Raw genomic sequence first — 26253 nt, 5'->3', positions numbered from 1 at the left:
GTTGGTTATGGCTGCTCTGAGCTGCGGTAAAGGCATGACAAGTGATCAGATTCTTGCGCATCGGGCACGGATACCGTCTGACGCTGTGACTAGGAGGCGATGCGTGCAGGCCCGTCGGCGGCCCGTGGTGCTGTTTGGGGCGTTGCTGGCGCCGGCGATTCTTGCGGGAGGGTTGCTGGCGGGGGAGATGCGTGGGTTTGAGCGGGGGGTTGCTACCGCTGGCGTCGGGGATGGGGCGGGCGGGGTGGTGAGGGTGGTGTTTGAGCCGGTGTTGGTGCCGGCGCCTGCTCGGCCTAGTCGGCGGTATGCGGCTGCGATGCCTTCGCCGGTGCGGGAGGTGCCTGAGCGGGTGCCGAGGGTGGAGGTCGGGGAGAGGGCTCCGGAGGTTGTGGAGGAGGAGCCTGTTACGCCGGTGCCTGTGGAGAGCCAGGACGGGTGTCCGGGGGAGTGGGTGGACACCTGGTTGTGGGAGTTGTGCAGGGATCGGGAGCAGGAGAGGGCTGGTGACAGCTGGCTGCCGGGGATTTGAACCGGGGGTGGGGGAGCGGCGTAGTGATCTATGTGAGGGGGTGTGGAACTGCTCTGTAGGAAGTCGGCAGGTGGGTGCGGGGCGGGGCTCGCTGGGCAAAGTGGGCTATTTGTCTCATAACAGCTCTTCGGAGTTCGGTCCGGGCACTCGGGGGGCTGTAGTAACGTGCGTGCCTGACCAGGGTCATGAGATTGCAAACGGAGGAGTCGAACGTGCCAGCCCCTCGATCAGCGGGTCTGATCGCGGTTGTCATGGCGGTGGCTTCTCTTCTCGTGCCTCTGGGCGGTGTGCCGGCTCAGGCTGAGGAGCGGGTTCGGCGGGAGGTCGTGCGACAGGATCCGGCCGATTTGACCGCGTTGCGGAAAGAGGCTGAGAAGTCGGCCAAGGAGCTCGAGGACGCCACCAAGGCGTTGGAGAAGCGGCGGGCCGAGATCGCGGCGTCCGAGAAGGAGCTCAAGAGCAAGCTGACCGCGCTGCAGGAGCTCGAGCGGCGGTTGTCCGTGATGCGGCAGCCCGTGTCGCAGATGGCCGAGTTGCTGTATCAGCAGCCGCTCATGGCCGGGGGGATCGTGCCGTTCCTGTCGGGGAGCGCGGATGAGAAGACGCTGCGCGCGCTGATGGACGCCAATCAGATCGTGGCCGTACGGCAGCAGGCCGTCGAGCAGACGAGCGCCCTGTACAAGGAGACCGAGCGGCTGGCCGGTGAGGCGCAGGAGTTGCGGGCCGGGAATCTGCTGGCTGAGGCGCAGCTGGCTGCCGAGGTGGACACGTTGCGGCAGCGGTCGGACAAGATCGTGAAGTCTCTGACGGCGGCGCTGGTGAAGCTGGGCATCAAGATTGACAAGGTGGGGCGGGCGGCGCTCGGGTGCAACCCGCTTCGGGCCGCTACGGCCGATCAGTATCCGAACGGGCTGATTCCGAAGGCGATGCTGTGTCCGTTGCAGCAGAAGGGGTTCAGTCTGCGGGCTGATGCGACCATCGCTTTCGTCAGTTTGAATGAGGCTTATCGGCAGCGGTTCGGGAAGTCCATGTGCGTGACGGACGCGTACCGGAGCTTGGCCGAGCAGCAGTCGGTCTACTATCGGCGGCCGGGGTTCGCGGCGGTGCCGGGGCGGAGCAACCACGGGCTCGGGCTGGCTGTTGACCTGTGCGGTGGGGTGGAGAGGTCCGGGTCCGCGGAGTTCGTCTGGATGGAGAAGAACTCCAAGAGGTACGGGTGGTTCCACCCCTCCTGGGCCTACAGCAGCCCGTTCGAGCCGTGGCACTGGGAGTACGATCCCAAGATCGATACGCTGCTCTGAGATCTTCTCCCTTCGATCAGACCGGGGCCACTTCCGCGCTGCAGAAGGCGCAGCGGGAGGCGGGCTTGGGGATTTCCGACAGGCACTCGGGGCAGTCGCGGGTCTTCGACTCGATCTTGGCGGCGGCCCGCTCCTTGAGGTGCGTGTACGGCTTCACGATCAGGAAGTAGACCACCGCGGCGACCAGCAGGAACGAGATGACCGCGTTGACGAGGTTGCCGTACATGAAGTTGGACTGACCGACCGTCACCTTGAGCGAGGAGAAGTCGGGCAGGCCGCCGAACGCGGAGATCAGCGGCGTGAGCAGGTCGGCCACGAACGACTGGACGATCGCGTTGAAGGCCGCCCCGATGACCACGGCCACGGCCAGGTCGATGACGTTCCCCTGCATGAGGAACTTCTTGAATCCGTTCATGGGAGTGAATCGTATCTGAACGATTACCCAGAGTTAGGTTTGATGGTGAGGGAGATTCGGGCGTGGGCCTGGGCGGTCGCGAGGTCGGCGGCTTGGGTGGGGGTTGTGGCCAGGACGATCAGGGTGCCGTCGGATCTGTCGTGGCCCGAGGCGGGAGGTCGCCTTGGGATTGACAGGACCGTGATGTCCTGGGCCAGCTGGCGGGCTGGGGTGGCCTCGTCGTAGGCGGCCAGGAGGGTGATCGTCGAGCCGGGGGAGATCAGGGCCGCAGCTGCGGCGTCGGCTATGCGCACCGGTGTGGCCACCAAGCCGGGCGGGAGGCGGTAGGCGGCGAGGAGGCGGGCGTCGGTGAGGGGCTCGCCTCTGCGCATGGGAGTGGCCAAGGTCTGGCCCGCTGGGATCGTTCGTACTGCTCCTGCCGGTGGAGGGGTGAGGGCGGCCGGGTGGAAGTCGGCCGGGTTGAGCGGGCCGGGAGAGAGGTCGCGGGCGGCCACCAGGACCGTGGGGGCGGAGTCGGCGGGGCGGGTGGCGATGAAGGCCGCGATGACGGAGACGGCGGCGAGCGCCGCCGCGATGAGGCGGCGGCGACGGCCGTGGCGCGACAGCCAGGACTGGATCACGGTAGCTCGAAGGGGAGCTTGATGCCGTCCAGGGCCGAGCCGCAGGGGCAGGCGCGTTCCTCCGGGAGGGATTGCACGGTCTCGGAGATCAGGGTGCGCATGCGGGTGACGTTCTGGGCGAAGAACTCGAGGACCTCGTCGTGGGTCACGCCCTGGCCGGCCTCCACCCCGGCGTCGTGGTCGGTCACGAGGGAGACGGAGGTGTAGCAGAGCGCGAGCTCGCGGGCCAGGATCGCCTCGGGGAAGCCGGTCATGCCCACGATCGACCAGCCGTTGCTCGCGAACCACTGCGACTCCGCCCGGGTCGAGAAGCGCGGGCCCTCGATGACCACCAAGGTGCCGCCGTCGACCGTGGCCCAGTCGCCCGCGCGAGCCGTCGCCACGGCCGTGGAGCGGCCCGACGGGCAGTACGGGTCGGCGAAGGAGACGTGGACCGCGCCGTCGATGTCGTAATAGGTCTGGGCACGTCCAGAAGTGCGGTCCACGAGCTGGTCGGGGACGACGATGGCGCCGGGCCCGTACTCGGCTCTCAGCGAACCTACGGCGCTGGGCGCGAGCACCTGGCGGACGCCGAGCGAACGCAGTGCCCAAAGGTTGGCACGATAGGGGATGCGGTGCGGCGGGAAGCGGTGATCTCGCCCGTGCCGCGGGATGAACGCCACGGAACGGGAGCCGATGCGCCCGACGGTGACGACATCGCTCGGAGGGCCGTAGGGGGTGGCGAGCTCTACCTCCTCTGCGTCGTCGAGCAGGGAGTAAAAGCCTGAACCGCCGATTACGCCGATATCTGCGCGAGTGACCATGGCGCAGAGAGTAGCCGGAGCGGTGGTGGGTCAGGGGAAGGCGAACGGCGTTCTGTGGATAACTCCGTGCGGGCGGGAAGAGGCTGTGGATGGCCGATTGCTGTGCGTGGGCACACATGTACGAAGAGTAGGATCGCCGCATGCGGCAACAAGGCCTCGGACTCATCATCCTCGCGCTCATGCTCGGCATGCTGCTGGCAGCGCTGGATCAGACGATCGTGTCCACGGCCCTGCCGACCATTGTGAGCGACCTCGGCGGGCTGGAGCGGCTGGCGTGGGTCGTGACGGGGTACATGCTGGCCTCGACCGTCTCCACGCCGCTCTGGGGAAAGCTCGGCGATCAGTACGGGCGCAAGAAGCTGTTCATCGGGGCCATCTGCATCTTCCTGGCGGGGTCGGCGCTGTGCGGGCTCAGCCGGAACATGGGGGAGCTCATCGCCTTCCGCGCTGTTCAGGGGCTCGGCGGGGGCGGGCTGATGGTGCTGGCCCAGGCGATCGTGGGAGATGTCGTCTCGGTCAGGGAGAGAGGGAGGTACCAGGGGTTCTTCGGAGGGGTGTTCGCCGTCTCCAGCATCGTGGGGCCGCTGCTCGGCGGGCTGTTCGTCGATCATCTGTCGTGGCACTGGGTGTTCTACGTCAACCTGCCGCTGGGGGCCGTGGCGCTGTTCGTGATCGTCGCGGTGCTGCCGGGGGACGACACGCGTACCAGGCACACGATCGACTACGCGGGGGTGGTGCTGCTCGGGACGGCGACGTCGTGTCTGGTGCTGATGACGACGTGGGGCGGCACGACGTACGCGTGGACCGATCCGATCATCCTGGGGTTGGCGGGGGCGGCGGTGGCTCTGCTGGTGGGGTGGGTGATCGCGGAACGGCGGGCGGTCGAGCCGGTGTTGCCGCTCGGGTTGTTCCGGGTGAAAGCGTTCGCGATGTCGTCGGTGGTCGGGTTCGTAGTGGGGTTCGGGATGTTCGGGGCACTCACGTACCTGCCGCTGTTCCTGCAGGTCGTGCATGGGGTCAGTCCGACTTTGTCGGGGGTGTATCTGCTGCCGATGATGGCCGGGATGCTCACCATGTCGATCGTGAGCGGGCAGATCATCTCGAAGACGGGGAAATACCGATTCCTGCCGATCGCGGGGACTGCTGTGGCGTCCGTGGGGATGTTCCTGCTCTCGACTCTCACCGAGTTCAGCAGTCTGCTCACTATGGGGCTCTACCTGCTGGTTCTGGGGGTCGGGCTGGGGATGACCATGCAGGTGCTGGTGATCGTGGTGCAGAACGCGGTCGACTTCAAGGACCTTGGCGTGGCCACCTCGGGGGCTACGTTCTTCCGGTCCATCGGGGGGTCGTTCGGGGTGGCGACCCTGGGGTCGGTGTTCTCAGGCACGTTGAACGAGGATCTGCGGCAGGTGCTGCGGGGAGTGCGGTTGCCGGCCGGGTTCGATGCCGGGCGGATTCAAGAGGATCCCACCGTTGTTCAGCGGTTGCCGCGGGAGTTGGCGCAGGGGTTTCTGCATGTGTACGCGGATGCGATCGCGGCGGTGTTCCGGGTGGCGGCGCCGGTGATGTGTGGTGCGTTTCTGCTCAGTTGGTTCATACCGCAGGCTCGGCTCAGGGAGACGACGAAAGCGGCGGATCTGGGGGAGGGGCTGGGGGCCACGTCCGCTGAGAGGTCGTCGTTGGCGGAGGTGGAGCGGGGGTTGGTGCGGTTGGCGGATGCGGATCTGCGGCGGGGTTATTACGAGCGGCTGGGGGCGTTGGCGGGGATGGAGGGGATCTCGCCGCAGGGGGTGTGGGTGGTTGCGCGGTTGAGTGGCGAGGGGTGGGTCGCTGCTGGGGAGCTGGCTGAGCGGGCTGAGGTCAGCCGGGAGTATGGGCGGCCGTATGTTGATCAGCTTGTGGTGGTGGGGCTGGTGCGGCGGTCTGGGGATGGGGAGGCGTTGTGTCTGACCGAGGAGGGGGAGGAGGCGGCTGGGCGGTTGTTGGGGTGTGCTTGTGAGGGGCTTCGGCGGTTGGTGGCTGATTGGGGGAGTGATCCGCAGCTTGAGCGGCTTGTGGATCGGATCGCGCCGGAGTTGCTGGGGGCTCCGGCTGATCGGCCTCCGTAGAGGGGCGGGTGGTCTTTGCGGGGCGTTTGGGTGCTCAGTCGGGCGGAGGAAGCCTGGTGAGTGTGGCTTGTGGATGGGGCTGGCGCATGGCGGTGTGGAGCGGTCGGCGGTCGGGCCTGTGGAGGTGGGGCTGTAGGGGTGTGAGCTGCGTTGTGGGAGCCGTTCGTACGGAGTCCGAGGAGTCGTTGGGGGCCGTTCGTACGGAGTCCGAGGAGTCGTTGGGAGCCGTTCGTACGGAGCTGAGGCGCTGTTTGCGTGAAGCTGTGTGTTAGCCGCGGCCGAGGACGCAGAACTCGTTGCCCTCCGGGTCCGCGAGGACCTTCCACGAGACGTCGCCTTGGCCCACGTCGGCGGTGGTGGCGCCCAGAGCCAGTAGCCGGGCTACCTCGGCCTGTTGACCGTCGATGGGGTCGGGCAGCAGGTCGAGATGGATGCGGTTCGACACGGGCTGTCCGCCGGGCGGTGTGCGGAGGAACTCCAGGTACGGGCCGACGTCCTTGGCGGAGCGCAGGCGGGCGTGATCGTCGGTGACCTCGTGGAGGGTCCAGTCCAGGGCCTCGTCCCAGAAGTGGGCCATGGTGCGCGGGGCGGCGCAGTCGACCACTACTGCGGCGATCGGTCCGGTGTCCCGGTAAAGCTCCCGGGGCTCCAGCACGCAGAACAGGTTGCCCTCCGGGTCGGCCAGAACCGTCCACGGGACGTCGCCCTGGCCTATGTCGGCGGGCGTCGCGCCGAGGTCCTTCAGGCGTGTGACCAGCTCCGCCTGGTGGGCGAGGGAGGTGGTGGCGAGGTCGAAGTGCACGCGGTACTTCACCGTTTCGGGGTCCGGGACGGTAACGAGGTCGATGTAGAACGCGTTGGGGTCCGGCCAGGAGAAGCCCTCGGGTTCGAGGTTGGTCACGCCGGGGCCCTCGCTGGAGATGCGCCAGCCGAGAGCCTCGGCCCAGAAGCGGCCGAGTGCCGCGTCGTCGCGAGCCTTGATATTCACCTGAACCGGTCGTAGAGCCATGCCGCCGATCATATGCCTCGGTAGATGAGCACGTATGAGCCTGTCAGGGGGCTGGCGTTCGGGCGCGCGGGGGCTGATTGCATGGCTCTGGAGCCGCTGGCGTGGGGGTGTGGAGTCGTGCGGGCGCAAGGCTGCGCGAGGGCGGGGTGCAGGGGGAAGGCTGCGCGGGACGGGTGGGGGTGGTAGGCGTGCGGAGCTGGGTGAGCGCGTGCGCGTGGGGGGTAAGGCTGCGCGAGGGGCGGGTCGCAGGGGAAGGCTGCGCGGACGCGTGGGGGTGAGAGGTGTGCGGAACTCGGGTGAGAGCGCGTGCGCGTGGGGGAAGGCGGCGCGGGAGACGTGGGGGTGAGAGGCGTGCGGAACTCGGGTGAGAGCGCGTGCGCGTGGGGGGTAAGGCTGCGCGGCGGGGCTTGGCGGTGAGAAGCGTGCGGAGCGTGGGGTGAGCGCGTGCCGGGGTAAGGCTGCGCGGAGGTTGGGGTGCTGGCCGTGCGGGTGTGCCGCGTGGGGGCGCGCTCGTGTGCTGCACGCCCAGGCGCCCGGCATGGGGTCATTTGAACGTGCGGGTGCGTGGCAGCTCTGGATCGATGAGGCCGGCCAACCAGAGGGGCGGGTCCAGGCAGGGTGAGGCAGGGCGCTCTTGGTCCGGACGAGCTGGACGGGCGTGCGACCACGCCTCTGCACGGACCGCACAACAAGCCCGGCGTCGTCGCGGTCCGACATGGACCACGCCATTCAAATGACGCGACCTCGTGGCGACGGCATCGAGAACCGCCGCGTGGGACGCGCGTACCCCGTCAAGAAAGACCCGAGGCGCTGGCTGGGCGCCGCATGCCGTGAGCAGCGGCGCGCCATCGGCGCACGGCTCCACTCAGCGTCGGGGAGCCGTGCGGGGGTTTCAGTTGGACGCGGCAGCGGGCGCAGGCGTGGAAGCCGAGCTGGAAGAGCTCGAATTGGACGACCCGGAGTCCGACGACTTGCTCTCCCCGGACTTCGCAGAGGACGAAGAAGAAGAGGAAGACGACGAGGACGAACGGTTGTCGGTCTTGTAGAAGCCGGACCCCTTGAACACGATGCCGACCGCGGAAAAGACCTTCCGCAAGTTGCCCTGGCAATTGGGGCAGACCGTCAACGCATCGTCGGTGAACTTCTGGACGACCTCGAGCTGCTCACCGCAGTCGTTGCAGGCGTACTGGTACGTCGGCACGCGCTCCTCCTTAAACAAGCTCTAGCACTCGAGCGATGCGACTGCTAATGGTAACCGATGGGGTCAAACACCTATTCCAACCCCCGCTCTCCGTACCATCCGGCCAGCTTGCCGCTGCGGCTGACGGCGCGCAGGCGGCGTTCGACCTGATCGCGGCAGGAGGCGGTGGTGACGACCAGGAGCTGGTCGTCGGCGCGGATGCGGGTGGTGGTGGCGGGGACGAAGGATTTGCCGTCGCGGACGACGAGCGTGACCTGGGCGCCGGCGGGCAGGCGGAGCTCGAAGATCTCCACGCCGTGCAGCCGGGAGCCGGTCGGCACTTTGACCTGCAGGAGGTCGGCCTTGAGCTCCTCAAGGGGGGCCGATTCGACGGCGAGGTCGTGGGCCTCGCCGGGCGCGGACACCCCGAGCACGCGCGCCACGAACGGCAGCGTGGGCCCCTGGAGCAGGGTGAACACGATGACGATCACGAAGACCTGGTTGAAGAGGTCCTTGGAGCCCTCGACGCCGGCCGCCCAGGGGATGGTGGCCAGCACGATCGGGATCGCGCCGCGCAGCCCGGCCCACGACAGGAACGCCTGGTCGCGCCAGTTCGTCCAGCCCAGGCGCAGGAGCCAGGCCAGCGTCGAGCTGACCACGACCGAGAGCGGGCGGGCCAGCAGGACCAGGATCGTGCCGGTGATCAGGCCGGGGACGATGGCCGACGGCATCTCCTGCACGTCTGCCAGCATGCCGAGCATGACGAACAGGCCGATCTGCGCCAGCCACGCGGCGCCTTCCGCGAAACCCCTGGTCGCGGCCCGGTGCGGCAGGCGGGAGTTGCCCAGGATGAGCGCCGTCAGGTAGACGGCCAGGAAGCCGGAGCCGTGCAGCAGGACGGCGCCGCCGTACGAGACGAAGGTGAGCGCCAGCACGGCGATCGGGTACAGACCCGAGGCGGGCAGGGCGACGCGGCGCAGGGCGTACGCGCCGGTGGGGCCGACGGCGAGGCCGACGGCCGCGCCGATGATCAGCTCGACGGACGTCTCGAGAAGGAACGTTCCGAGCGTCGCCTGGGAGTGGGACGTGCCGCTGAGCAGCACCACGGCGATGACCGTGGGCGCGTCGTTGAAGCCGGACTCCGCCTCCAGCACGCCCGCCAGCCGCGGCGGCAGCGGCAGCCTGCGCAGCACGGAGAAGACGGCCGCGGCGTCGGTGGAGGCGAGCACCGCGCCGAGGATCAGCGCCGTGGTGCCGTCGATGCCGAGCAGCCCCTGGACGAGCAGCGCGACCACGACAATGCTGACCGTCACGCCCACGGTGGCCATCACCAGGGCCAACGGGACGGAACGCCGCACATGGGACCAGTTCGTGGTCAGGCCGCCCTCGGCGAGGATCACCGCGAGCGCCGACAGGCCGATCTGCTGGGCGAGCTGCGGGCTCTCGAACGGGATCCCGAACCCAGAAGGCCCCAGAGCCAACCCGAAGCCGAGAAAGATGAGCAGACTGGGCAGACCGGTGCGATGCGCCAGACGTACGGACGCGATGGCCGCGATGACGGTCGCGGCGCCGATGAGGAGCCAGAGATCAAGCGTCATCTGGCTCCTCTCCCGTCCCTGTGTTCACATGAGTTTAGTGAGTCCGGAAGGCGTCATCGCATAGCGGACGTGGCGGTCGTGCGGCTCAGCGGGGACCTCGTCGATCAGTTCGCCGTCGTGCAGCAACGCGACGGTGGGGACGTTCGGGCCGACGCGGGCCAGGGCTCGATCGTACGAACCGCCGCCGCGCCCCAGGCGGATGCCCGTGTGCCGGTCGACGGCCAGTGCGGGCGCGATCACCAGGGCGGCCGTGCGTACGGCGTCCACGCCGCGGCGGGTGTCGACCGGCTCCATGATCCCGAAGCGGCCCGGAGCCAGCGTGTCAGGCCCGTCGTACACCGCCCAATCCAGGTCATCGTCCTCACGGAGCACGGGGAGGATAACTGTGGCCCCATGTTTCCAGAGAGCGAACACGAGCCCGTGCGTCTCCGGCTCCGACCCCGTTGACCAGTAGCAGGCCACCAATCCGGCCATCTGGACCCAGGGCTGTTCGAGCAGGGTTTCGCGGACCTTGATGGCGTTTGCACGCAGTTGTCCGGGGGAGAGGGAGGTACGCGCCGCGATCAGCTCGCGGCGCAGGTTCAGCTTGTCCACAGGTCCCTCCACTAGGGTCTACTCATGGCTGACTTCGACCCTGTGACGAAAGCCGTCGTGCCCGCCGCGGGTCTGGGCACCCGGTTCCTCCCGGCGACCAAGGCGACACCCAAGGAGATGTTGCCCATCGTCGACAAGCCCGCGATCCAGTATGTCGTCGAGGAGGCCGCCTCCGCTGGGCTCCTTGACGTCCTCATGGTCACCGGCAAGAACAAACGCTCGATCGAGGACCATTTCGACCGCGCGTTCGAGCTGGAGGAGGCCCTTGAGGCCAAGGGCGACGAGCACCGGCTCTCCCAGGTCCGCGAGCCCGCTTCCCTGGCGACCCTGCATTACGTACGCCAGGGCGAGCCGAAGGGGCTCGGCCACGCGGTGCTCTGCGCCAAGCAGCACGTCGGTGATCATCCGTTCGCCTGCCTGCTCGGTGACGACCTCATCGACCAGCGCGACCACCTGCTGCGCCGCATGATCGAGGTGCGCGACACGTTCGGGGGGAGCGTGATCGCGCTGATGGAGGTGCCCAAGGAGCAGGTCTCGCTGTACGGCGTCGCGACCATCGAGGCGACCGCCGAGGAGGACGTCGTACGCGTCACGGACCTGGTGGAGAAGCCGCCGGCCGACGAGGCGCCGTCCAACTGGGCGATCATCGGGCGTTACGTGATCGATCCGGCGGTGTTCGAGGTGCTGGAGAACACCCCGCCGGGGCGTGGCGGGGAGATCCAGCTCACGGACGCGCTGCGGACGCTCGCCTCGCGCGGCTCCGAGGAGGGTGGCCCTGTGCACGGCGTCCTGTTCAGGGGACGGCGCTACGACACGGGCGACAAGCTGGACTATTTGCGGACTGTGGTGAAGTTCGCGGCGGATCGCAAGGATCTGGCGCCGGAGTTCGTGCCGTGGCTGCGGGAGTTCCTTGATGAAATCAGTTGACGCGCATCTGGCCGACATTCTGGCCACTGTTCGTCCGCTGGCCCCTCTTGAGCTGGAGCTGGAGCAGACTCTGGGGGCGACGCTGGCCGAGGACGTGTCCTCGCCGGTGCCGTTGCCGCCGTTCGACAACTCGGCCATGGACGGGTACGCGGTCCGGGCCGAGGACTTGTCGGAGATTCCGGTCACACTGCCGGTGATCGACGACGTGGCGGCCGGGTCGGTGGAGCTGCGGGCCGTGGGGCCCGGGCATGCCGTACGCATCATGACGGGCGCTCCGCTGCCTGCCGGGGCTGACGTGGTGGTGCCGGTGGAGTGGACCGACGGCGGCACCGTCTCCGTACGCATCGATCGCCGCGCCGAGCCGGGCCACGCGATCCGGCGGGCCGGTGAAGACGTGCAGACCGGGGAGGTCGTGCTCAAGGCCGGCACCCTGATCGGGCCCGCGCAGCTCGGGATCATCGCCGGGGTGGGCCGGCGGCGCGTCTGGGCGCGGCCACGGCCCAGGGTCGTGGTCATCTCCACCGGCGCCGAGCTGGTCGAGCCCGGCGGCACCCTGCTACCCGGCCAGATCTGGGACTCCAACAGCTACACGCTGACGGCCGCCGTGCGGGAGGTGGGGGCCGAAGGCTTCCGCGCCGGCTCCGTCGGGGACGATCCGGGCGTACTGCTCGATCGGCTGGACACGCACCTGGTGCGCGCCGACGCGATCATCACCAGCGGCGGGGTGTCGATGGGGGCGTACGAGCCGGTCAAGGAGGCGCTGTCGCCGCTGGGCACCGTCCGCTTCGAGAAGGTGGCGATGCAGCCGGGGATGCCGCAGGGATTCGGCGTCCTCGGGGACGACCAGGTGCCGATCTTCGCGCTTCCCGGCAATCCGGTGTCGTCCTTCGTGTCGTTCATGCTGTTCGTCCGGCCCGCGCTCGACAAGATGCGCGGACTGCCGGGAGGCATGCCGGAGACGGTCACCGCGCGGACCACCGGGCCGTTGCGGTCGCCGTTCGGGCGGCGGTCGTACCTGCGCGGGATGCTGGCGGCCGACGGCACGGTCTCGCCCGCGCACGGGCAGGGATCACACCAGCTCGCCGCGCTGGCCTCGGCGAACGCGCTCATCGTGGTGCCCGAGGACGTGACCGAGATGGAGGCCGGGGCCGTTGTGGAGGTGGTGCGGCTTTGAGTGAGCTGACGCACATCGACGAGACCGGGGCGGCACGCATGGTCGACGTGTCGGCCAAGGACGTGTCGGCCCGCAGTGCCACGGCCACGGGGCGGGTGCTGCTGTCGGGCGAGACCGTGGCGTTGCTGCGGTCTGGGGAGGTGCCCAAGGGCGACGCGCTGGGGGTGGCGCGGATCGCGGGGATCATGGGGGCGAAACGTACGCCCGATCTGATTCCGCTGTGCCATCCCATCGCGTTGCACGGGGTGAAGGTGACGCTCGACGTCGAGGACTGGGGCGTGGGGATCACGTGCCGGGTCAAGACGGCGGATCGCACCGGGGTGGAGATGGAGGCGCTGACCGCGGTTTCGGTGGCGGCTCTGGCCTTGATCGACATGGTCAAGGCGGTGGATCCGGGTGCGGTGATCACGGACGTGCGGGTGGAGGAGAAGCTGGGAGGGAAGACGGGGCGGTGGACGCGGGATCAGGCGTGAGATCCTTCAGAGCTGAGTGAGAGGCGGGGTGCGGTGCGGGCGTTGGTGATTACGGTGTCGAACCGGGCGTCGGCGGGGATTTATGAGGATAAATCGGGGCCGCTGCTCGCCGATCTCCTCCGGCAGGAGGCCGGCTGCGAGGTCGTCGACGGGCCCGTGGTGGTGCCCGACGGCGAGCCGGTCGCCTCGACGCTGCGTGACGGGATCGCGGACGATTACGACGTCATCGTCACCACCGGCGGCACCGGGCTGACGCCCATGGATTTGACGCCGGAGATGACGTCCCGGGTAATTTCCCGGGAAATTCCCGGCATCGCGGAGGCCATCCGATTGGCGAATCGGGAAAAGGTGCCGACTTCCGTACTGTCCCGCGGACTGGCCGGGCAGGCGGGCAACACCTTGATCGTTAATTTGCCCGGCTCCTCCGGTGGCGTACGGGATGGCGTGGCCGTACTGGCTCCGATTCTGCGCCATGCGGTTGATCAGATCAGAGGAGGCGATCACCCGCGCTGACGGCGAATCCGATCGCGGCGCGTTGATCCGTGGCGACATCGCGCCCGATAGGGGGATGATGAGAGATGTGGATCGACTTCGTGGCTGGCCGGTGACCCTGAACGAAGGTCCGGTAGGCCTCCGGCCGCTGCGGCTGAGCGACGTACGCGTGTGGCGCGAGACTCGGCTGCGCAACGCCGACTGGCTACGTCCGTGGGAGCCGAGCAATCCTGAGACGCCGCTGTTCAGGACGGGGCTCGGGCCGTACATCTCGATGGTCGGCACCCTGCGCCGCGAGGCGAGGCAGGGGCTGGCGCTGCCGTGGGTGGTGACGTACGACGGGCGGTTCGCGGGGCAGCTGACCGTGGGCGCCATTGTGTGGGGCTCCGCCCGTTCTGCCCAGGTCGGCTACTGGGTGGATGGGGCACTGGCGGGCAAAGGGATCACCCCCACCGCGCTCGCCATGGCCGTTGACCACTGCTTTTTCACCACTGGTTTGCATCGGCTGGAAGCGAACATCCGCCCCGAGAACCAAGCCAGCCGTAGAGTGGTTGAGAAGCTGGGATTCAGGGAAGAAGGCATTCGGCGTCGCCAACTTCACATCGACGGAGCCTGGCGCGATCACATTTGCTACGCGCTGACCGTTGAGGATGTTCCCGGCGGGCTGCTCGTGCAGTGGCGTCGCGCGCGTGAGTCAGCGGCTCACGGGGGGTCTCCCGTCGAAGAGGTTTGACGATCTCGCGACACACCGCACCGAATGCTCGTCAATCAGTGACACGCGGTCTTACGGTGCGTGACGTGAGCATATTGAAGGCGCGACGAGCACATCCGCGTCTTCATGCTGCCCGGAGGTGGTCGTGAGCAGCGTCCTCCTCTACCTCGCCATCGTCGTGATGTGGCTTTGCGTCCTCATCCCGATGTGGCTGCGCAAGGACAAGCAGAACCTCGCCGAGCTGGCCGAGCTCGAAGAGTATTACACCGGCGAGCACCAGCTCCCCGATCTCGACAACCTGGCCCCGCCCGACTCCGACGAGGACGACGAGACGCCGCCGGTGGAGATCGAGAAGGTCGACGTCCGCCAGTTCCGCTTCCGGCGCCGCGCCATCATCGTCGCCCGCCGCCGGCGCCTGCTCTTCTTCACCGCCCTCCTCGTGATCGCCTCCGTCGTCACCGCCGCCGTGAAGGTGATCCCGTGGTGGGGCGTGGCGCCGTCCGTGGTCATCACGCTGGCCTACATGGCGTTCCTGCGCATCGCCGTACAGGTGGACGGGGAGCGGCGCGCACGCGTCCTCCAGGCGCGCGCTGAGCGCCTGCGGCGGCAGCGCGAGCAGCGGCGCGCCGCCGCTGAGGCGGAGGCTGAGGTGATTGATCTGACGACGTTGCATGCGGACGTGCTGTTCGATCAGTACGCGGAACCGCCCAAGCGGGCGGTGGGGGACTGAGTTGGTGGCGCGAGGACCTCTGGAAGTTTGCTAATCTGGACGAGTCCTTGGGGATGTAGCGCAGTCCGGTAGCGCACTTCGTTCGCATCGAAGGGGTCAGGGGTTCGAATCCCCTCATCTCCACCCAGGGCCGTTCTTGAGACGGCCCGACTGAAGTTGACGGGATCCCGTCTGATCGTCGAGATCAGGCGGGATTTTGTCGTTTCTGCTTCGGGGAAGGCATGGGGCATCTGCTTCGGCCGGCGAGCGGTGTGGGGGCGAGGTGCTCTGATGTGGGCTGGTGGGGAGCGCCATCAGGGTTGTCCGGGCGCAGACGTTCCCGCCTGATTCTGGCTACGGTTCAGCTGTGCTCTGGCCTCTGCGAGTGTTTCTGCCTGACGAGTCCAGTCTCCGCCGTCGAGGCCGAGCCCTACCATGTCGGCTCCGGCCTCCGCATAGGCGTGGAGGCGTTCCGCCACCTGCTCCGGGCCGCCGGTGACCGGTATGTCTGCGGCTTCCTCCGGTGCCATGCGGTGCACGTCCACCAGGATGCGGGTGAAGGATTCGATGGCGGCCGGGTTGTGGACGAGGATCGCATGACCTCCTACGGAGATCGACGGGATCGGGCGTCCGAGTTCATGGGCTATTTCACGTAGCCGTGCCGCCTTCTTGCTCAGAGCCGCAGGGCTGATCAGAGAGGGCGCCCAGCCGTCACCATGGAGGACGGCGCGGCGCATCGCCGCCTCGGAGTTCCCGCCGATGAGGATGGGCGGGACCGGGGCGGCGGGGGCGAGTGTGATCTCCTCCTCGCCCAGCTTGGTGGCCTCGCCGCGGATGAGGCCAGGCAATGCTTGCAACGCCGCATCGGTCCAGCGTCCTCTGCCCTGCAGCGGTGCTCCGATCGCGCGCCAGAACGGTGAGCCCGGGAAACCTCCGATTCCGACGCCGAGGACGACTCTGTTGCCTGACAGATGCTGGAGGGTCTGCATCTGCGTAGCGACCCAAGCCGTGGGGCGCAGTGGGAGGCTGAGCACGCCGAACTCCAGTCCGATCTTGTCGGTCGCGGTTGCGGCGGCTGCCAGGACAAGTGTGGCGTCGAAGCTTGGCGTGCCATCGCCGATGATGAAGTCGGGCATGCTGACCGCGTCATAGCCGAGGTTCTCGAGGTGTCGCGCCATCGCGATGTCAGGCGCGCCGGCCTGCGTCATGGGCAAGGTGGTGCTGATTCGCATCGTGATCTTCCTGAGTGTTCGGATCGGGATTGCGGCCCACGTTAGGAGCTCAAGCGGAGTTGAGGTCAACTGCGGAATTGTCGAGTTGACCTCAGCCTTGGTTGAGCTTCTACGGTTTTCGGCGGGAAAGGATCACTGTGATGGCATCTGTTCCCGAGCGCTACCGATACGCCGCTGTTCCGCACCTCATGGTGGACGGTGCCGCGGAGGCGATCCGGTTTACGTTGAGGCGTTCGGTGGCAAGGAGTTGTTCCGCATTGCCGACACGGCGAGGTCGCCAGGTGCGTCCTCTGGAGTTGCGGCGCATCCTGGAGCCGCAGAGTTCGTGAACGCTGGCAAGCACCGTGGCCGCCGACAGCGGGCGAACCTCGTCGCGCATGATCCCCCATGTATCCGGCAGGCTCGACGGTGACCGAGCCGCCCTCAGCGGGCTGCAGACCGACCGGGGTGAATGCGTCACGGGTGCCTTGCTCGGTCGGTGGTGGCTGTGCTCGACGATGCGGACGTTCACGCTGGCGGCGAACACCGGCTCGATCGCCACGGGCGTGTCCGGCAACGACTCTTCTGAGTGCCCGCTTGGGGTTTCGTCCCGGTCCGGGTTCAGCGGGCGGGTGCTGGGGAGGCTCGGGGTGATGTCAGGCTGCTGGTGGAGGTCTCAAGTCGCCTCCCTGGGCATGTCAATGTACGTTTGCGTTCCACCGGCGTTTCTGGCGCCGATATCGCACATGACCTAATTCGTGCGCCAGAGGGCGCCTCGGTGATCTTCGGAGAGTGAGCCGTCAACGAGGTCGTCTCCGGTGACGTGGCCCGCGGCGTACACCTCGTCCGAGCCTGGGCGCTTGATCAGCTTTTGGACGAAGAAGCTCTGTCCGGCGGGGGCGGGGAGGAACTCCTTCGTCCATCGGCCGCCGGACAGGTGCCAGAGCTCACTGGTTTCGTACTCCTGGTCGGCGATCACCCACAGCCCGCCCTTGCCGTCCGGGGCCGCGTCGCGGAAGGTGCGGTGCATCGGCCCCCATGTGCACGTCCACGAGCTGCCGTTCCAGCGGACTGCTACCGGCCTGGCCCTGATCGCCTCGGCGTCGTGTTCTTCGTTGTCCATGTCCCAGCCGACGTTGCCGATCACCCATGCGGCGTCGCGGCCGTACGGGACGACGCTGGTCAGCCATGGCTCCGGCACGCTGTCGAGTGCGCGCGTCCCCAGCTCGGGCAGCTTGAGCTGCTGCCATCCCGTGCCCTGCCAGCGCAGGACCGATCGGGCGGTGCCGTCGAGTGCCCACATGTCGTGACCCTGGCCGAACGGCTGGCCTCCCGGAGGTTCGCCCGACTGTCGTAGCCAGGCCTGGCCGTTCCAGCGCAGCACGAGGTCGCCCGCTTTCGCCCACCCGCTCGCGACGCCGACCGTGGACCAGTCGAGCTCCCGGGTGTCTTCGTCGGTGAGAACGGCATCGTCCCAGTGTCCGTGTTCGAAGGTGCCGATGAACATCTGGCTCACCACGTCGTCCTCGCCCGGAGGAGCTGTCGTGCCGAACACCCAGGTTCGCCGCGCCGACTCGGCGGCTATCGCGTAGATGGCGTCGACGGAGTCGGGGCCGATCGGAGGCCGCTCGAAGGTGCTCCACCTGCCCTTGTGCCACCGTCGGATGTCGATCTTCTCGTTGTCATCGTCGACCACCCTCACCGTCTGTGCCCACACGGCGCCGTCGGCGGCGACGTCCACGTCCATGATGTCGTTGATCTTCTGGTCTACGGAGAGCAGCTTCCAGCCCGATTGCCGCGCCGGTACGGACCGCATCTGGTCGGTCTTCAATCCGGGCTGTGCGCACGCCCGGGGTCTCGCCGGGATGAGCGGGAACGTTTTGAGTCTGGGGCCGGAATTCAGCTTGCGGATCTTCTCATGGATTGGTGTCGGGCTCAGGACACGACTGGCCGCGGTCGGCTTCGGCTTCACTTGCGCTGACGCGGTCGGCTTCTGCTGCTCGGCCGGCTGCTGGGTGGTGGAGCAACCGCAGGCCATGAGCGCTATCGCTACCAGTGACCGCTTCACGGCATCCATGATCCATGGAGGCTAGGGCGATCTGCGCAAATCACGCAACCTCAGGTGTCGGGCGGAGCGCCCGGCCGGGAAACGATCACGACCATGTTGGGGCGGGCTGGTTCTGGCTCGAATGGCGTTGGTGGTGTGTGAGCGCGCGAAGGGCTGTGGGATTCGGCCAGGCCAGCAGGATGAGCTCGTTGGTGACGGCGACCATGGGCGCGGCGGACAGGGGCTGGGTGACGCGGCACTCACCCGGCCTGCTGCGGCATCTGCCTCGATGGTGGGGCGAACCCCCTGCACCGGATTCGCGCCAACGCTGCGCAACGCCCGCATACACGTCTGCCCTTGTGATCGCGGTGAGACAGACGCGTGCGAAGATCGCCGCTTCGGCCCGTGTCGACGGACGTACCGGGCGCATCGGGAGGAGCAGCATCACGTGATGAGGCGATGGATGGCGGTTGCGACGCTCAGCGTGATCGGGTCAGCGCTCTACGGAACTCCCGCCGTCGGCGCGGCCACGGCCGGCGACCCCGTCGCGGCGATCCAACGGCAGTTGGTCAAGGGATACGGCGTGCGGATCACCGAATACGACACGTTCAACTCGGGCCGGATCTCAGGCTGGGAGCGATTCAAACCGACGAAGGGTGTCGTCGGATTCGGTGACGGCAAAGTGGCGGCAACCGATCTGTGGGACTTTCAACTGGGAGTGGCAGGCGTTCGGGACATCTGTATCGGCAAACGCATCTGGGACTACGACCCGGCGGACAAGCTGCCGAACGGCAAGAAGTGGGTCACCTTCAAATACCCCTGTGTACTGCGCCTGCAGACGGGACATCTGCGTCTGGACGAGCCGAAGGTGCTCGCGGCCGTCCTGGAGACCACGAAGACCACCAAGGCCTCCGACACCTACGACGGAACGCCCACGACCCTCCACGAAGGATCGATCTCGTTCCGTCAGCTATGGAACGTCAGGCCGGAGCTGCGCGACGGCTCTGTGAAGAATGAGCACGCCGACTGGGAAATCGACTGGCGGCTCTGGATCGGCAAGGACGGCCTCGTGCGCCGTGCCTGGTCCAAATGGCGGGAACCTGAAGGAGACAAGTTGAAGGGCCTCAGCGATGGTCAGGGCTGGTTCGGCTACGTCAAAGACGTCCGCTACTCGGACTGGGGCATGAGGCTCACCATCAAGCCTCCGCCCGCCGCTCAGACCATCGCCTTCGACAAGCTGAAGCACTGACACGGACGCTCGCTCAGCTTGCGCGCGGCCTGTTTCGCAGAACGAGCGACTCCGGCCCCGCACGATGCCGGAGCCGGAAGGTACCTCTTTCAGGTGTGCTCAGGTCACGGTGGCGGGCTGGGCGGACAGGAGGGTCTGGGACCAGCCGGTGGCGTCGACGGTGTTGGGGCCGGTGAGGTCGTTGTCCTGGCCGTCGTAGGGGTCGGCGTCGTGGTAGCGGTGCAGGGAGCCGTTGGCGGCGTGGCCGTAGTAGACGCCTGCGCCAGGGGAGAGGAGGTGGTCGAAGCCTTGCCAGGTGGCGTCGCGGAGTTGGTGGCGTTGCCAGTTGCCGGCGCCGTTGATGCGGTAGGAGATGAGCTGGCCGCCGGTGGTGGTGCCGAGGAGCCAGTCGGGGCCGGTGGTGGTGAGGGTTTTGAGAGTGAAGCCGGTGCCGATCAGGGTGTTGTCGGTGATGTTGGTGAGTGCGGGTTTGGTGGCGGTGATCGTGTAGCGGCGTAGGGTGCCGTCGGCTATGCCGTAGAGGTGGCTCTTGCCGTCGTAGGCGAGGTGGTCGTGGGTGTAGCCGGTGCCGAGCTGGACGGGGGGCTCGAATTCGAGGGTGTCGTTGTTGGTGCGGATGTCGACGCGGTAGAGCATGCCGCTGGAGTCGTTCTTGGTGACCAGCAGGGTGTTGAAGTTGAGGGTGGCTAGGGCTTTGGGGGTGAAGCCGAGGGTGGCGGTGGAGACGACGGCGCCGTGGGTGCGTTTGCCGGTGGCCGCGTCGATCGCGGTGTAGGTGAGGCGGCCGTCCGGGAGTACGCCGTAGATCGAGGCGCGGCCCGTGGGGGTGGGGGTGGCGCAGTTGCGGCTGGTGACGTTGCGCCAGGTTCGGTTGTCCGACTGGCCGTAGGTGACGCCGTTGAAGGTGGGTTTGATGCGCTCTGAGCCCTCGAAGCCCCAGGAGGCGGAGCCGTCGCCGTTGGAGTCGTAGCCGAGTTCGAAGTGCAGGTGGGGGTGGCCGTTGGCGGTTTCGCCGTCCTTACCGACCTTGCCGATCACCGTTCCGCGTTGCACCGTGTCGCCGACCGAGACGTTTCGGGACTGCAGGTGGATGTAGGTGGTGAAGTAGCCGCCGCCGTGGTTGATCTGGATCATGTTGCCGGCGTTGGCGTGTCTTACCGACTTGTTCACCTTTCCCGCGGAGGGGGCGACGAGGGTCGCTCCTTCGGTGCCGTGCTGGTCGGGCTCCTTCACCATGTCCAGTGCCGGGGCGTGGGCCCAGGTGTCCAGGCGCCACTGCTGGCTGCAGGGGAAGGGGAGTTGGAGATCGGGGGCCGCCATGGCGTGGCTGCTCGTTGTGGCGGCGATGCAGAATGCGGCTATGAGCGTGGTGGTGAGGGCGGATCGTAAGAGGGCGGACCGAGACACTGTTCCTCCTGGGCTCTGGGGCAAGAGGGCGAGCATTCGGTTGTCGGCCGGATAAACGCGGAAATGCGATTCATGAGGTCGATGAATGCCCGGGTGTTGTGGCTTCTCCACGGGGCGACCATAAAGAGCGGCGGTATATCGGCAGTATGTTGAAGGGGGCTGCCGTCGTTGGTGCATCGATCGGGGTGTGGGGCGTGCCGGTCGCGGGTGGCGGTGCCTCGGTGGCCGCTCGGACGGGATGAGCGGTGAGGTCCATGCTTGTTGGGGGCTTGTGGTGATGGGCGGCTCGGTGCTGGAGAAGCTTGCGTCGGGCCCTTTCCGTCCTGCTGCGTTTGGGCATCACGAGAGTTCATGACGACTTCGGTGGCCGCGCTTCCAGGACATTGGTCGAGAATCGGCTGGAGGAGAGCCCAGGAGCGGATGGCTCAGGCGGAAATGGGCTCTTCACAGGCGTCGTCGAAGGGCGGGTAGTGGTCGCCGGCCATGCGTTCGGCCGCGTCGATGTAGTCGGCGAGGGCGAGGCGGGATTGGGCTAGCCGGTTCATCTGGTCGTCCAGGCGCTGCAGTCTTGAGCGCATCGCGGCCAGTAGTTCGGGGCATCCCAGTAGTTCTGGGGTTTCTCCGACCGCGCAGGGCAGCAGGTATGCGATGTCCTCCGAGGACAGGCCGGCGCCGAGGAGGTGCCGGATCTGCTTCACGCGCAGTACGGCGCTCTCGTCGTACTCGCGGTAGCCGTTCGCGCCGCGTTCCGCGTTGAGCAGGCCCTGGGCCTCGTAGTAGCGCAACTGGTGGGTGTTCACGCCTGTCCGGCGGCTCAGTTCTCCGATCAGCATGGCAACCTCACTTGACCTTCACACCGGTATCAACGTTGACGATGCTGCCATGAACAGCAAAAGCGATACACCTGTGGCGGTCATCGGCCTCGGACTGATGGGGCGGGCGCTCGCCGCCGCGTTCCTGAAGGCCGGGCATCCGACGACCGTGTGGAATCGTACGGCCGGGAAGGCCGACCAGTTGGTGGCAGAGGGGGCAAGGCTGGCGCCGAGTGTGGGGGAGGCGCTCAAGGCCGGTTCCGTGACGATTGTCTGCGTCACCGATTACCAGGCCATGTACGAGCTGCTGAGCGAGAGCGAGGGTGGGTTGGACGGGGTGATGCTGATCAACCTGACCTCGGGTGACTCGGGTCAGGCGCGGGAGGCCGCCCGATGGGCTGAGCGGCGCGGCGCCCATTACCTGGACGGTGCCATCATGGCCATTCCGTCGGCGATCGGGACCGCTGAGGCGGTGATTCTGCACAGCGGGCCGGAGTCCTTCTTCGAGGAGCATGAGTCGACGCTTGGTGCGCTCGGCACTGTCACCTATCTGGGGGCCGATCCCGGGCTGGCTTCCCTGTACGACGTGGCGGGGCTGGCCATGATGTGGAGTGTGCTGAATGCGTGGCTGCAAGGCACGGCTCTGCTCAGGACGGCTGGTGTGGACGCCGTGACGTACGCGCCGTTCGCGCGGCAGATCGCCGCCACGGTGGCCGAATGGTTGCCTGAGTACGCGGAGCAGGTCGATGCGGGCGCGTTCCCGGCCGAGGTGTCGGCCCTGGAGACCGATGCGCGGGCGATGGCGCATTTGATCGAGGAGAGTGAGGCGGTGGGGGTGAATGCCGAGCTGCCGAAGCTGATGAAGGCGATGGCTGATCGCGCGATCGCCGCCGGGCATGGTGGGGAGCAGTATCCGGTGCTGATCGGGGAATTCAGCAGACCCGGTCGTGACGACTGACCTTGGCGGTTGACGGAATCCCGTCCGATCTTCTGGGTCGGGCGGGATTCAACGTGGCGAGGGCGAATCATTCGGGTGGGTCGAGGTCGTCGTAGGTGGCCACCTGATCAGTGGGAGGTGGCTGGATGTTCGCTTTGGTGCCCCAGCTCGACAGCCGGATGTCCTCGGTGTGGCGGAATCGCTCGTCGCTGTGCATGCCGGGCACGATGATCGGCCTGGCGTACGAGCTTCGGCAGCGGCGTACGAGTTGGTCTTTGCCGAGCCACAGTTTCCAGGTCACCGGGATCTTGGCGTATTCGCCGACGGGTTTGGCGTTGACCGGGACGCGGAAGGCGCTGTTCGCCTTGTACAGCTCGCCCAGGGTTATGCGGCCCTGGTAGAAGGTGGTGCGCACCTTGTCGTACGTTCCCGCCGGGCGTTTGACGGTGGCGGTCGCCAGCACGGCCTTCAGCGTGGCCGGATGGCTCAGCTCGATGGGACCGCAGGCCAATGTGAGATCGTTCGGCGGGCCCGGGTAGAGGAACCATGGCTTTCCGTCGGGCAGCGATTCCTTGGGCGGATATTCGCGTGTGTACCAGCGGTCGGGGAAGCGGATGACTCGTGATTCGGGCTTTGCCTTGGAGTCGCGATAGATCACGTCGGCCGCGACTACCTTGCCCTTGCCGAATTGCACGAGTTCGGTTGAATGGCTTGGCCGCTCGCTGAGACGCGATCGCGCGATTTTCACGCCGTGTGCGTCAATGAGCTGGCGTTGGAGAGCGGTGGCTGGGTCGAGGCGCGTGCTTGCGTTCGCATGAGGGGTTGAGGTTGCTGCCGCGGGCAACCAAGTGACCAGCCTTCCCGTGCACCACGTGCTCCGGGTGTACGGCTATGCGGTGAGCCGAGCTGCCGCCAGGAACGTGTTGCGGGATGCTCCCGAGGGGTCCTATCCGCAGGTCGGGCCCGTGTACGGCACGATGGAGGAGATCGTGGGGCTGCCGAGTGTGCTGGCGGCGTCAGGTGACCAGCCCGCGGCGGTAGGCGTACACCACCGCCTGCACCCGATCCCGCAGGTCGAGCTTGGTGAGGATGCGCGACACATACGTCTTCACGGTCTCCTGGCTGATCACCAGCGTGGCGGCGATCTCGCTGTTGGACCGTCCATCGGCGATGAGGCGCAGCACGTCCAGCTCGCGCGGCGTCAGCGCCACGTCGTCCGGGGTGTCTCTGGCGGGGCGGATGCGCGAGGCGTACCGGCCGACGAGCTGCCGCGTCACCTCGGGGGCGAGCAGGGCGGCGCCGGTCGCGACGGTGCGGATGCCGTGCAGGAACTGCGCCGGTGGGGCGTCCTTGAGGAGGAAGCCGCTCGCGCCGGCGCGCAGGGCCTCGTAGACGTACTCGTCCAGGTTGAACGTGGTCACGACGAGCACCTTGACGGGGTTGTCGACGCCCGCGCCGGCCAGTAGGCGGGTGGCTTCGATGCCGTCGAGCACCGGCATGCGCACGTCCATGACGACGATGTCGGGGTGCAGACGGGCGGCGAGGTCGATGGCGGCGCGGCCGTCGCCGCACTCGCCGACCACCTCCAGGTCGGGTTGGGCGTCGATGATCGTGGCGAAGCCGGTGCGGATGAGTGCCTGGTCGTCGCAGACCAGGACGCGGATGGGGTCGTTCACGAGGGGTCTCCGGTGGGGGTGCAAGTCGCTGCGACCGCGTTCACGACGGGCTTCCCGCGGGGATGCGGGCTCGTACGAGAAAACCGCCGCCCACCTGAGCGGAGGCGCTGAACTCGCCGCCCAGCGCATCCACGCGCTCACGCAACCCCGCCAGCCCCCGCCCACTGCCCCCCGGGGAGGCGGCGCGGGAGCCGGAGCCGTCGTTGCCGATCTCCACGGCGATTTCCTCCTCGTCGTAGCGCACCCGGACAACGGTAGGGCTGCCGTGGGCGTGTTTGAGGGCGTTCGTCAGGGCTTCCTGAACGACCCGGTACGTGACGAACTCGGCGCTCCGGTAGGTGGCGGAGTCGGGCCGGGCCGGTGTGCCTTCCTCGGCGAGCTCCACGGGCTGGCCGGCCCGGCGGGTCTGCTCGACGAGGCCGTGCAGGTCGCCGGCGGACGGTGTCGTCCTGGCGTCGCCGTCGTGGTCGGCCTTGAGCAGGTCGAGCATGTGGCGCAGGTCGGCGATGGCGCGGCGGCCGGTGTCGGTGACGGCGGTCAGGGTCTCCTCCAGGCGGTCGGGGGCGGCGGTCAGGTAGCGGGCGGCCTCGGCCTGCACGACCATGGCCGTCACGTGGTGGGTCACGACGTCGTGCAGCTCGCGGGCGATGCGGGTGCGTTCGGCGGCGCGGGTGGCCTCGGCGACGCGCAGGCGGCGTTCGGCCTCGGCGGCGCGGGTGGAGCGCAGCCAGACGCCGACGCCCCAGGCCAGGGCCAGCGCCAGGTAGAACACCACGTACCCTTCCGGCTGCTCGGGCGCGCCGAGCCGGTTGAGCGTGATGGCGAGCGCGAGGTACGCGGCGGACAGGAGGGTCACGGCGACGCGCCGGTGGCGCCTCAGGTGGGCTCCTGCGCTGATGAGCGCGAGGGGCATCGCGTTGCTGGCCAGCACGTGGTACGAGAGGAGCTGGTCGTACACGAAGCCGGCCGACACGAGGGCGAGGCTGACGGCCGGCCAGCGGCGGCGTACGGTGAGGGGGAGGGTCTGGAGGGCGATCGCCACGTACGCCAGCTCGTCGAGCGGGACGGCCGGGAGGTCGCCGACCTGCGTGCCCTTGCCGTGGAGCGCCGGAAGGAGAGACGCGGCGGCCAGCGCCAGCCCGAACGGTAAGTCCCGCACCGTGACGTCCCAGCGCTGCCACCAGTGCGTGAGGCGGTGGAGCTTGATGGCGTCCCAGCGCTGCCACCAGTGCGTGAGGCGGTGGAGCTTGATGGTGTCCCAGCGCTGCCACCAGTGCGTGAGGCGGTGGAGCTTGATGGTGTCCCAGCGCCGCCGCAGGCCCGCGACCCGGCGGAGCTCGATCATGAGGCGAGCGTAGCGGCCGGGCGGCGGCGGAGCGGGATCAGGTTGCCGCGCCTGCGGGCCAGCCACAGGAACACGACGGTCAGGAGCAGGCCGAACACGACGGCGTACGCGCTGCCCTCAGGCCCGAAGTCGCCGCCGGTGAGCAGGGCGGGGCCGGACGTCACGCCGTTCAGCAGCCCCTGCGCCGCGCCGCTGCCGGAGACCTCGGCGCCGAAGATGCCGGCGGCGGCGAAGTTCCAGCCGAAGTGCAGGCCGATCGGCAGCCACAGGGTGCGGGTGGCGGCGTAGGCGGCGGCCAGCATGCCGCCCGCCTCGATCGCGATGGCGAGCGCGCCCCACAGGCTGGCGTGCGGGTTGAACAGGTGCGACAGGCCGAACAGCAGCCCGGTCAGCACCAGCGCCAGGTACGTCCCGGTGCGTTGCTCGACGAAACGGAACAGGATGCCGCGGAACAGCAGCTCCTCCGTCACGGCGGCAGCGGCCATGAACCCGACGAGCCCGGCCGCTGTCGTCAGCGAGCCCAGGCCGTCGATGCGGTAGCCGCCGAGGAAGGCGATGTTCAGGATGACGGCGGCGAACATCCCGGTGCCGATCAGCAGGCCACGGCCGAAGGCGCGGGTGGCGCCCTTCGCGGCCACCTCGGAAGGCTCGCGGCGCTCCGACCGGCGCACCGCCCACGCGTACACGAACACCGCGAGCGCGGCCGTGCCGACGCCGAGAAGCAGGACGAGCAGCCAGTTTCCCTGCACGGCCTGGACGCCCAGGCTGCCGAGGAGAGCGACCGCGGCCACGGCCACGAGTTGCGTCAACAGTCGCATGAAGACTCCCTCACGAAGACTCCGCGACCGGAGCGCCGCGGTTACGCCGGAAACGTTAGGGATCGGGCGGCGGGGAATCGTCACCACGCGGTGGACATTCGCCGGTA

Annotated in this window: 25 protein-coding genes and 1 tRNA gene; 11 read left to right on the top strand and 15 right to left on the bottom strand. The window is 68.0% G+C overall.

Annotated features, from left to right (window positions below; translation table 11 throughout):
- Window positions 1-741 precede the first annotated feature (741 nt).
- A complete protein-coding gene (locus ABD331_RS33980; protein WP_344483900.1) occupies window positions 742-1830 on the top strand; it encodes a D-alanyl-D-alanine carboxypeptidase family protein in 1089 nt (362 codons plus the stop codon).
- Between the two features lie 16 nt (window positions 1831-1846).
- Here the strand turns inward: ABD331_RS33980 and mscL are convergent, their stop codons facing one another.
- From mscL to ABD331_RS33965, 3 genes are read right to left on the bottom strand one after another with little or no spacing between them, the layout of a single operon-like run.
- Entirely contained in the window at window positions 1847-2245 is a 399-nt protein-coding gene (mscL, locus tag ABD331_RS33975) for a large conductance mechanosensitive channel protein MscL (protein WP_344483897.1), read from the bottom strand.
- Between the two features lie 23 nt (window positions 2246-2268).
- The gene (locus tag ABD331_RS33970) at window positions 2269-2865 is read right to left on the bottom strand and encodes an RcpC/CpaB family pilus assembly protein (protein WP_344483894.1); all 597 of its coding nucleotides are present in this window, start codon (window positions 2863-2865) and stop codon (window positions 2269-2271) included.
- Window positions 2862-3668 (bottom strand): S-methyl-5'-thioadenosine phosphorylase, encoded by an 807-nt coding sequence (locus ABD331_RS33965; protein WP_344483891.1) that lies wholly within the window; start codon window positions 3666-3668, stop codon window positions 2862-2864. The genes ABD331_RS33970 and ABD331_RS33965 overlap by 4 nt, the downstream gene beginning before the upstream one ends.
- Window positions 3669-3808: 140 nt before the next feature.
- Here ABD331_RS33965 and ABD331_RS33960 point away from each other — a divergent pair, with 140 nt between their 5' ends.
- Window positions 3809-5776 (top strand): MDR family MFS transporter, encoded by a 1968-nt coding sequence (locus ABD331_RS33960; RefSeq protein ID WP_344483888.1) that lies wholly within the window; start codon window positions 3809-3811, stop codon window positions 5774-5776.
- Between the two features lie 268 nt (window positions 5777-6044).
- On the opposite strand, the gene ABD331_RS33955 is transcribed toward ABD331_RS33960, so the two are convergent.
- From ABD331_RS33955 to ABD331_RS33940, 4 genes are all read right to left on the bottom strand, one after another.
- Window positions 6045-6785 (bottom strand): VOC family protein, encoded by a 741-nt coding sequence (locus tag ABD331_RS33955; protein WP_344483885.1) that lies wholly within the window; start codon window positions 6783-6785, stop codon window positions 6045-6047.
- Between the two features lie 892 nt (window positions 6786-7677).
- Window positions 7678-7986, bottom strand: coding sequence for an FmdB family zinc ribbon protein (locus ABD331_RS33950; RefSeq protein WP_344483882.1), 309 nt, complete (start codon window positions 7984-7986; stop codon window positions 7678-7680).
- A gap of 71 nt (window positions 7987-8057) precedes the next feature.
- Complete coding sequence (locus ABD331_RS33945; protein ID WP_344483880.1) at window positions 8058-9563, bottom strand: potassium/proton antiporter; 1506 nt, start codon at window positions 9561-9563, stop codon at window positions 8058-8060.
- 24 nt (window positions 9564-9587) lie between these two features.
- On the bottom strand, window positions 9588-10157 hold the full coding sequence (locus ABD331_RS33940; RefSeq protein WP_344483877.1) for a 5-formyltetrahydrofolate cyclo-ligase: 570 nt from the start codon (window positions 10155-10157) through the stop codon (window positions 9588-9590).
- A gap of 24 nt (window positions 10158-10181) precedes the next feature.
- Here ABD331_RS33940 and galU point away from each other — a divergent pair, with 24 nt between their 5' ends.
- The 7 genes from galU (at window position 10182) to ABD331_RS33905 (ending at window position 14788) form a co-directional block, all read left to right on the top strand.
- Entirely contained in the window at window positions 10182-11084 is a 903-nt protein-coding gene (gene galU / locus ABD331_RS33935; RefSeq protein WP_344483874.1) for a UTP--glucose-1-phosphate uridylyltransferase GalU, read from the top strand.
- Entirely contained in the window at window positions 11071-12258 is a 1188-nt protein-coding gene (gene glp / locus ABD331_RS33930; RefSeq protein ID WP_344483871.1) for a molybdotransferase-like divisome protein Glp, read from the top strand. Before galU ends, glp begins: the two co-directional genes overlap by 14 nt.
- The gene (gene moaC, locus ABD331_RS33925; RefSeq protein WP_148443698.1) at window positions 12255-12731 is read left to right on the top strand and encodes a cyclic pyranopterin monophosphate synthase MoaC; all 477 of its coding nucleotides are present in this window, start codon (window positions 12255-12257) and stop codon (window positions 12729-12731) included. Before glp ends, moaC begins: the two co-directional genes overlap by 4 nt.
- A gap of 33 nt (window positions 12732-12764) precedes the next feature.
- Window positions 12765-13244 carry a MogA/MoaB family molybdenum cofactor biosynthesis protein gene (locus ABD331_RS33920; protein ID WP_344483865.1) on the top strand — a complete coding sequence of 160 codons (480 nt, stop codon included), beginning with the start codon at window positions 12765-12767 and terminating at the stop codon, window positions 13242-13244.
- A gap of 58 nt (window positions 13245-13302) precedes the next feature.
- On the top strand, window positions 13303-13956 hold the full coding sequence (locus ABD331_RS33915; RefSeq protein ID WP_187415194.1) for a GNAT family N-acetyltransferase: 654 nt from the start codon (window positions 13303-13305) through the stop codon (window positions 13954-13956).
- 124 nt (window positions 13957-14080) lie between these two features.
- Complete coding sequence (sepX, locus tag ABD331_RS33910; RefSeq protein WP_344483862.1) at window positions 14081-14665, top strand: divisome protein SepX/GlpR; 585 nt, start codon at window positions 14081-14083, stop codon at window positions 14663-14665.
- Between the two features lie 49 nt (window positions 14666-14714).
- Window positions 14715-14788: transfer RNA gene (locus ABD331_RS33905), tRNA-Ala, on the top strand.
- 170 nt (window positions 14789-14958) lie between these two features.
- Here ABD331_RS33905 and ABD331_RS33900 read toward each other — a convergent pair.
- Window positions 14959-15876, bottom strand: coding sequence for an LLM class flavin-dependent oxidoreductase (locus tag ABD331_RS33900; RefSeq protein WP_344483859.1), 918 nt, complete (start codon window positions 15874-15876; stop codon window positions 14959-14961).
- Window positions 15877-16606: 730 nt separating this feature from the next.
- On the bottom strand, window positions 16607-17932 hold the full coding sequence (locus ABD331_RS33895) for a hypothetical protein (RefSeq protein WP_344483856.1): 1326 nt from the start codon (window positions 17930-17932) through the stop codon (window positions 16607-16609).
- 421 nt (window positions 17933-18353) lie between these two features.
- On the opposite strand from ABD331_RS33895, the gene ABD331_RS33890 reads away from it, so the two are divergent.
- The gene (locus tag ABD331_RS33890; RefSeq protein WP_344483853.1) at window positions 18354-19151 is read left to right on the top strand and encodes a hypothetical protein; all 798 of its coding nucleotides are present in this window, start codon (window positions 18354-18356) and stop codon (window positions 19149-19151) included.
- A 99-nt stretch (window positions 19152-19250) separates the two neighbouring features.
- Here the strand turns inward: ABD331_RS33890 and ABD331_RS33885 are convergent, their stop codons facing one another.
- Complete coding sequence (locus ABD331_RS33885) at window positions 19251-20471, bottom strand: M23 family metallopeptidase (RefSeq protein WP_344483850.1); 1221 nt, start codon at window positions 20469-20471, stop codon at window positions 19251-19253.
- Window positions 20472-20983: 512 nt separating this feature from the next.
- Complete coding sequence (locus tag ABD331_RS33880) at window positions 20984-21391, bottom strand: MerR family transcriptional regulator (RefSeq protein ID WP_344483847.1); 408 nt, start codon at window positions 21389-21391, stop codon at window positions 20984-20986.
- Window positions 21392-21440: 49 nt separating this feature from the next.
- On the opposite strand from ABD331_RS33880, the gene ABD331_RS33875 reads away from it, so the two are divergent.
- A complete protein-coding gene (locus tag ABD331_RS33875; protein WP_344483844.1) occupies window positions 21441-22328 on the top strand; it encodes an NAD(P)-dependent oxidoreductase in 888 nt (295 codons plus the stop codon).
- 67 nt (window positions 22329-22395) lie between these two features.
- Here ABD331_RS33875 and ABD331_RS33870 read toward each other — a convergent pair whose 3' ends face one another.
- The 4 genes from ABD331_RS33870 to ABD331_RS33855 form a co-directional block, all read right to left on the bottom strand.
- A complete protein-coding gene (locus tag ABD331_RS33870; protein WP_344483841.1) occupies window positions 22396-23001 on the bottom strand; it encodes a hypothetical protein in 606 nt (201 codons plus the stop codon).
- 322 nt (window positions 23002-23323) lie between these two features.
- Window positions 23324-23983: a response regulator gene (locus ABD331_RS33865; RefSeq protein WP_344483838.1), complete on the bottom strand. Its 660-nt coding sequence runs from the start codon at window positions 23981-23983 to the stop codon at window positions 23324-23326.
- Window positions 23984-24023: 40 nt separating this feature from the next.
- Window positions 24024-25328, bottom strand: a complete 1305-nt coding sequence (locus tag ABD331_RS33860; RefSeq protein WP_344483835.1) for a sensor histidine kinase — start codon at window positions 25326-25328, stop codon at window positions 24024-24026.
- Window positions 25325-26146 carry a CPBP family intramembrane glutamic endopeptidase gene (locus ABD331_RS33855; RefSeq protein ID WP_344483833.1) on the bottom strand — a complete coding sequence of 274 codons (822 nt, stop codon included), beginning with the start codon at window positions 26144-26146 and terminating at the stop codon, window positions 25325-25327. Before ABD331_RS33855 ends, ABD331_RS33860 begins: the two co-directional genes overlap by 4 nt.
- Window positions 26147-26253: the final 107 nt, after the last annotated feature.

The organism is Nonomuraea monospora (assembly GCF_039531895.1).
In the GTDB taxonomy this organism is placed as follows: domain Bacteria; phylum Actinomycetota; class Actinomycetes; order Streptosporangiales; family Streptosporangiaceae; genus Nonomuraea; species Nonomuraea monospora.
This window is presented reverse-complemented; position numbering and strand designations above follow the sequence as displayed.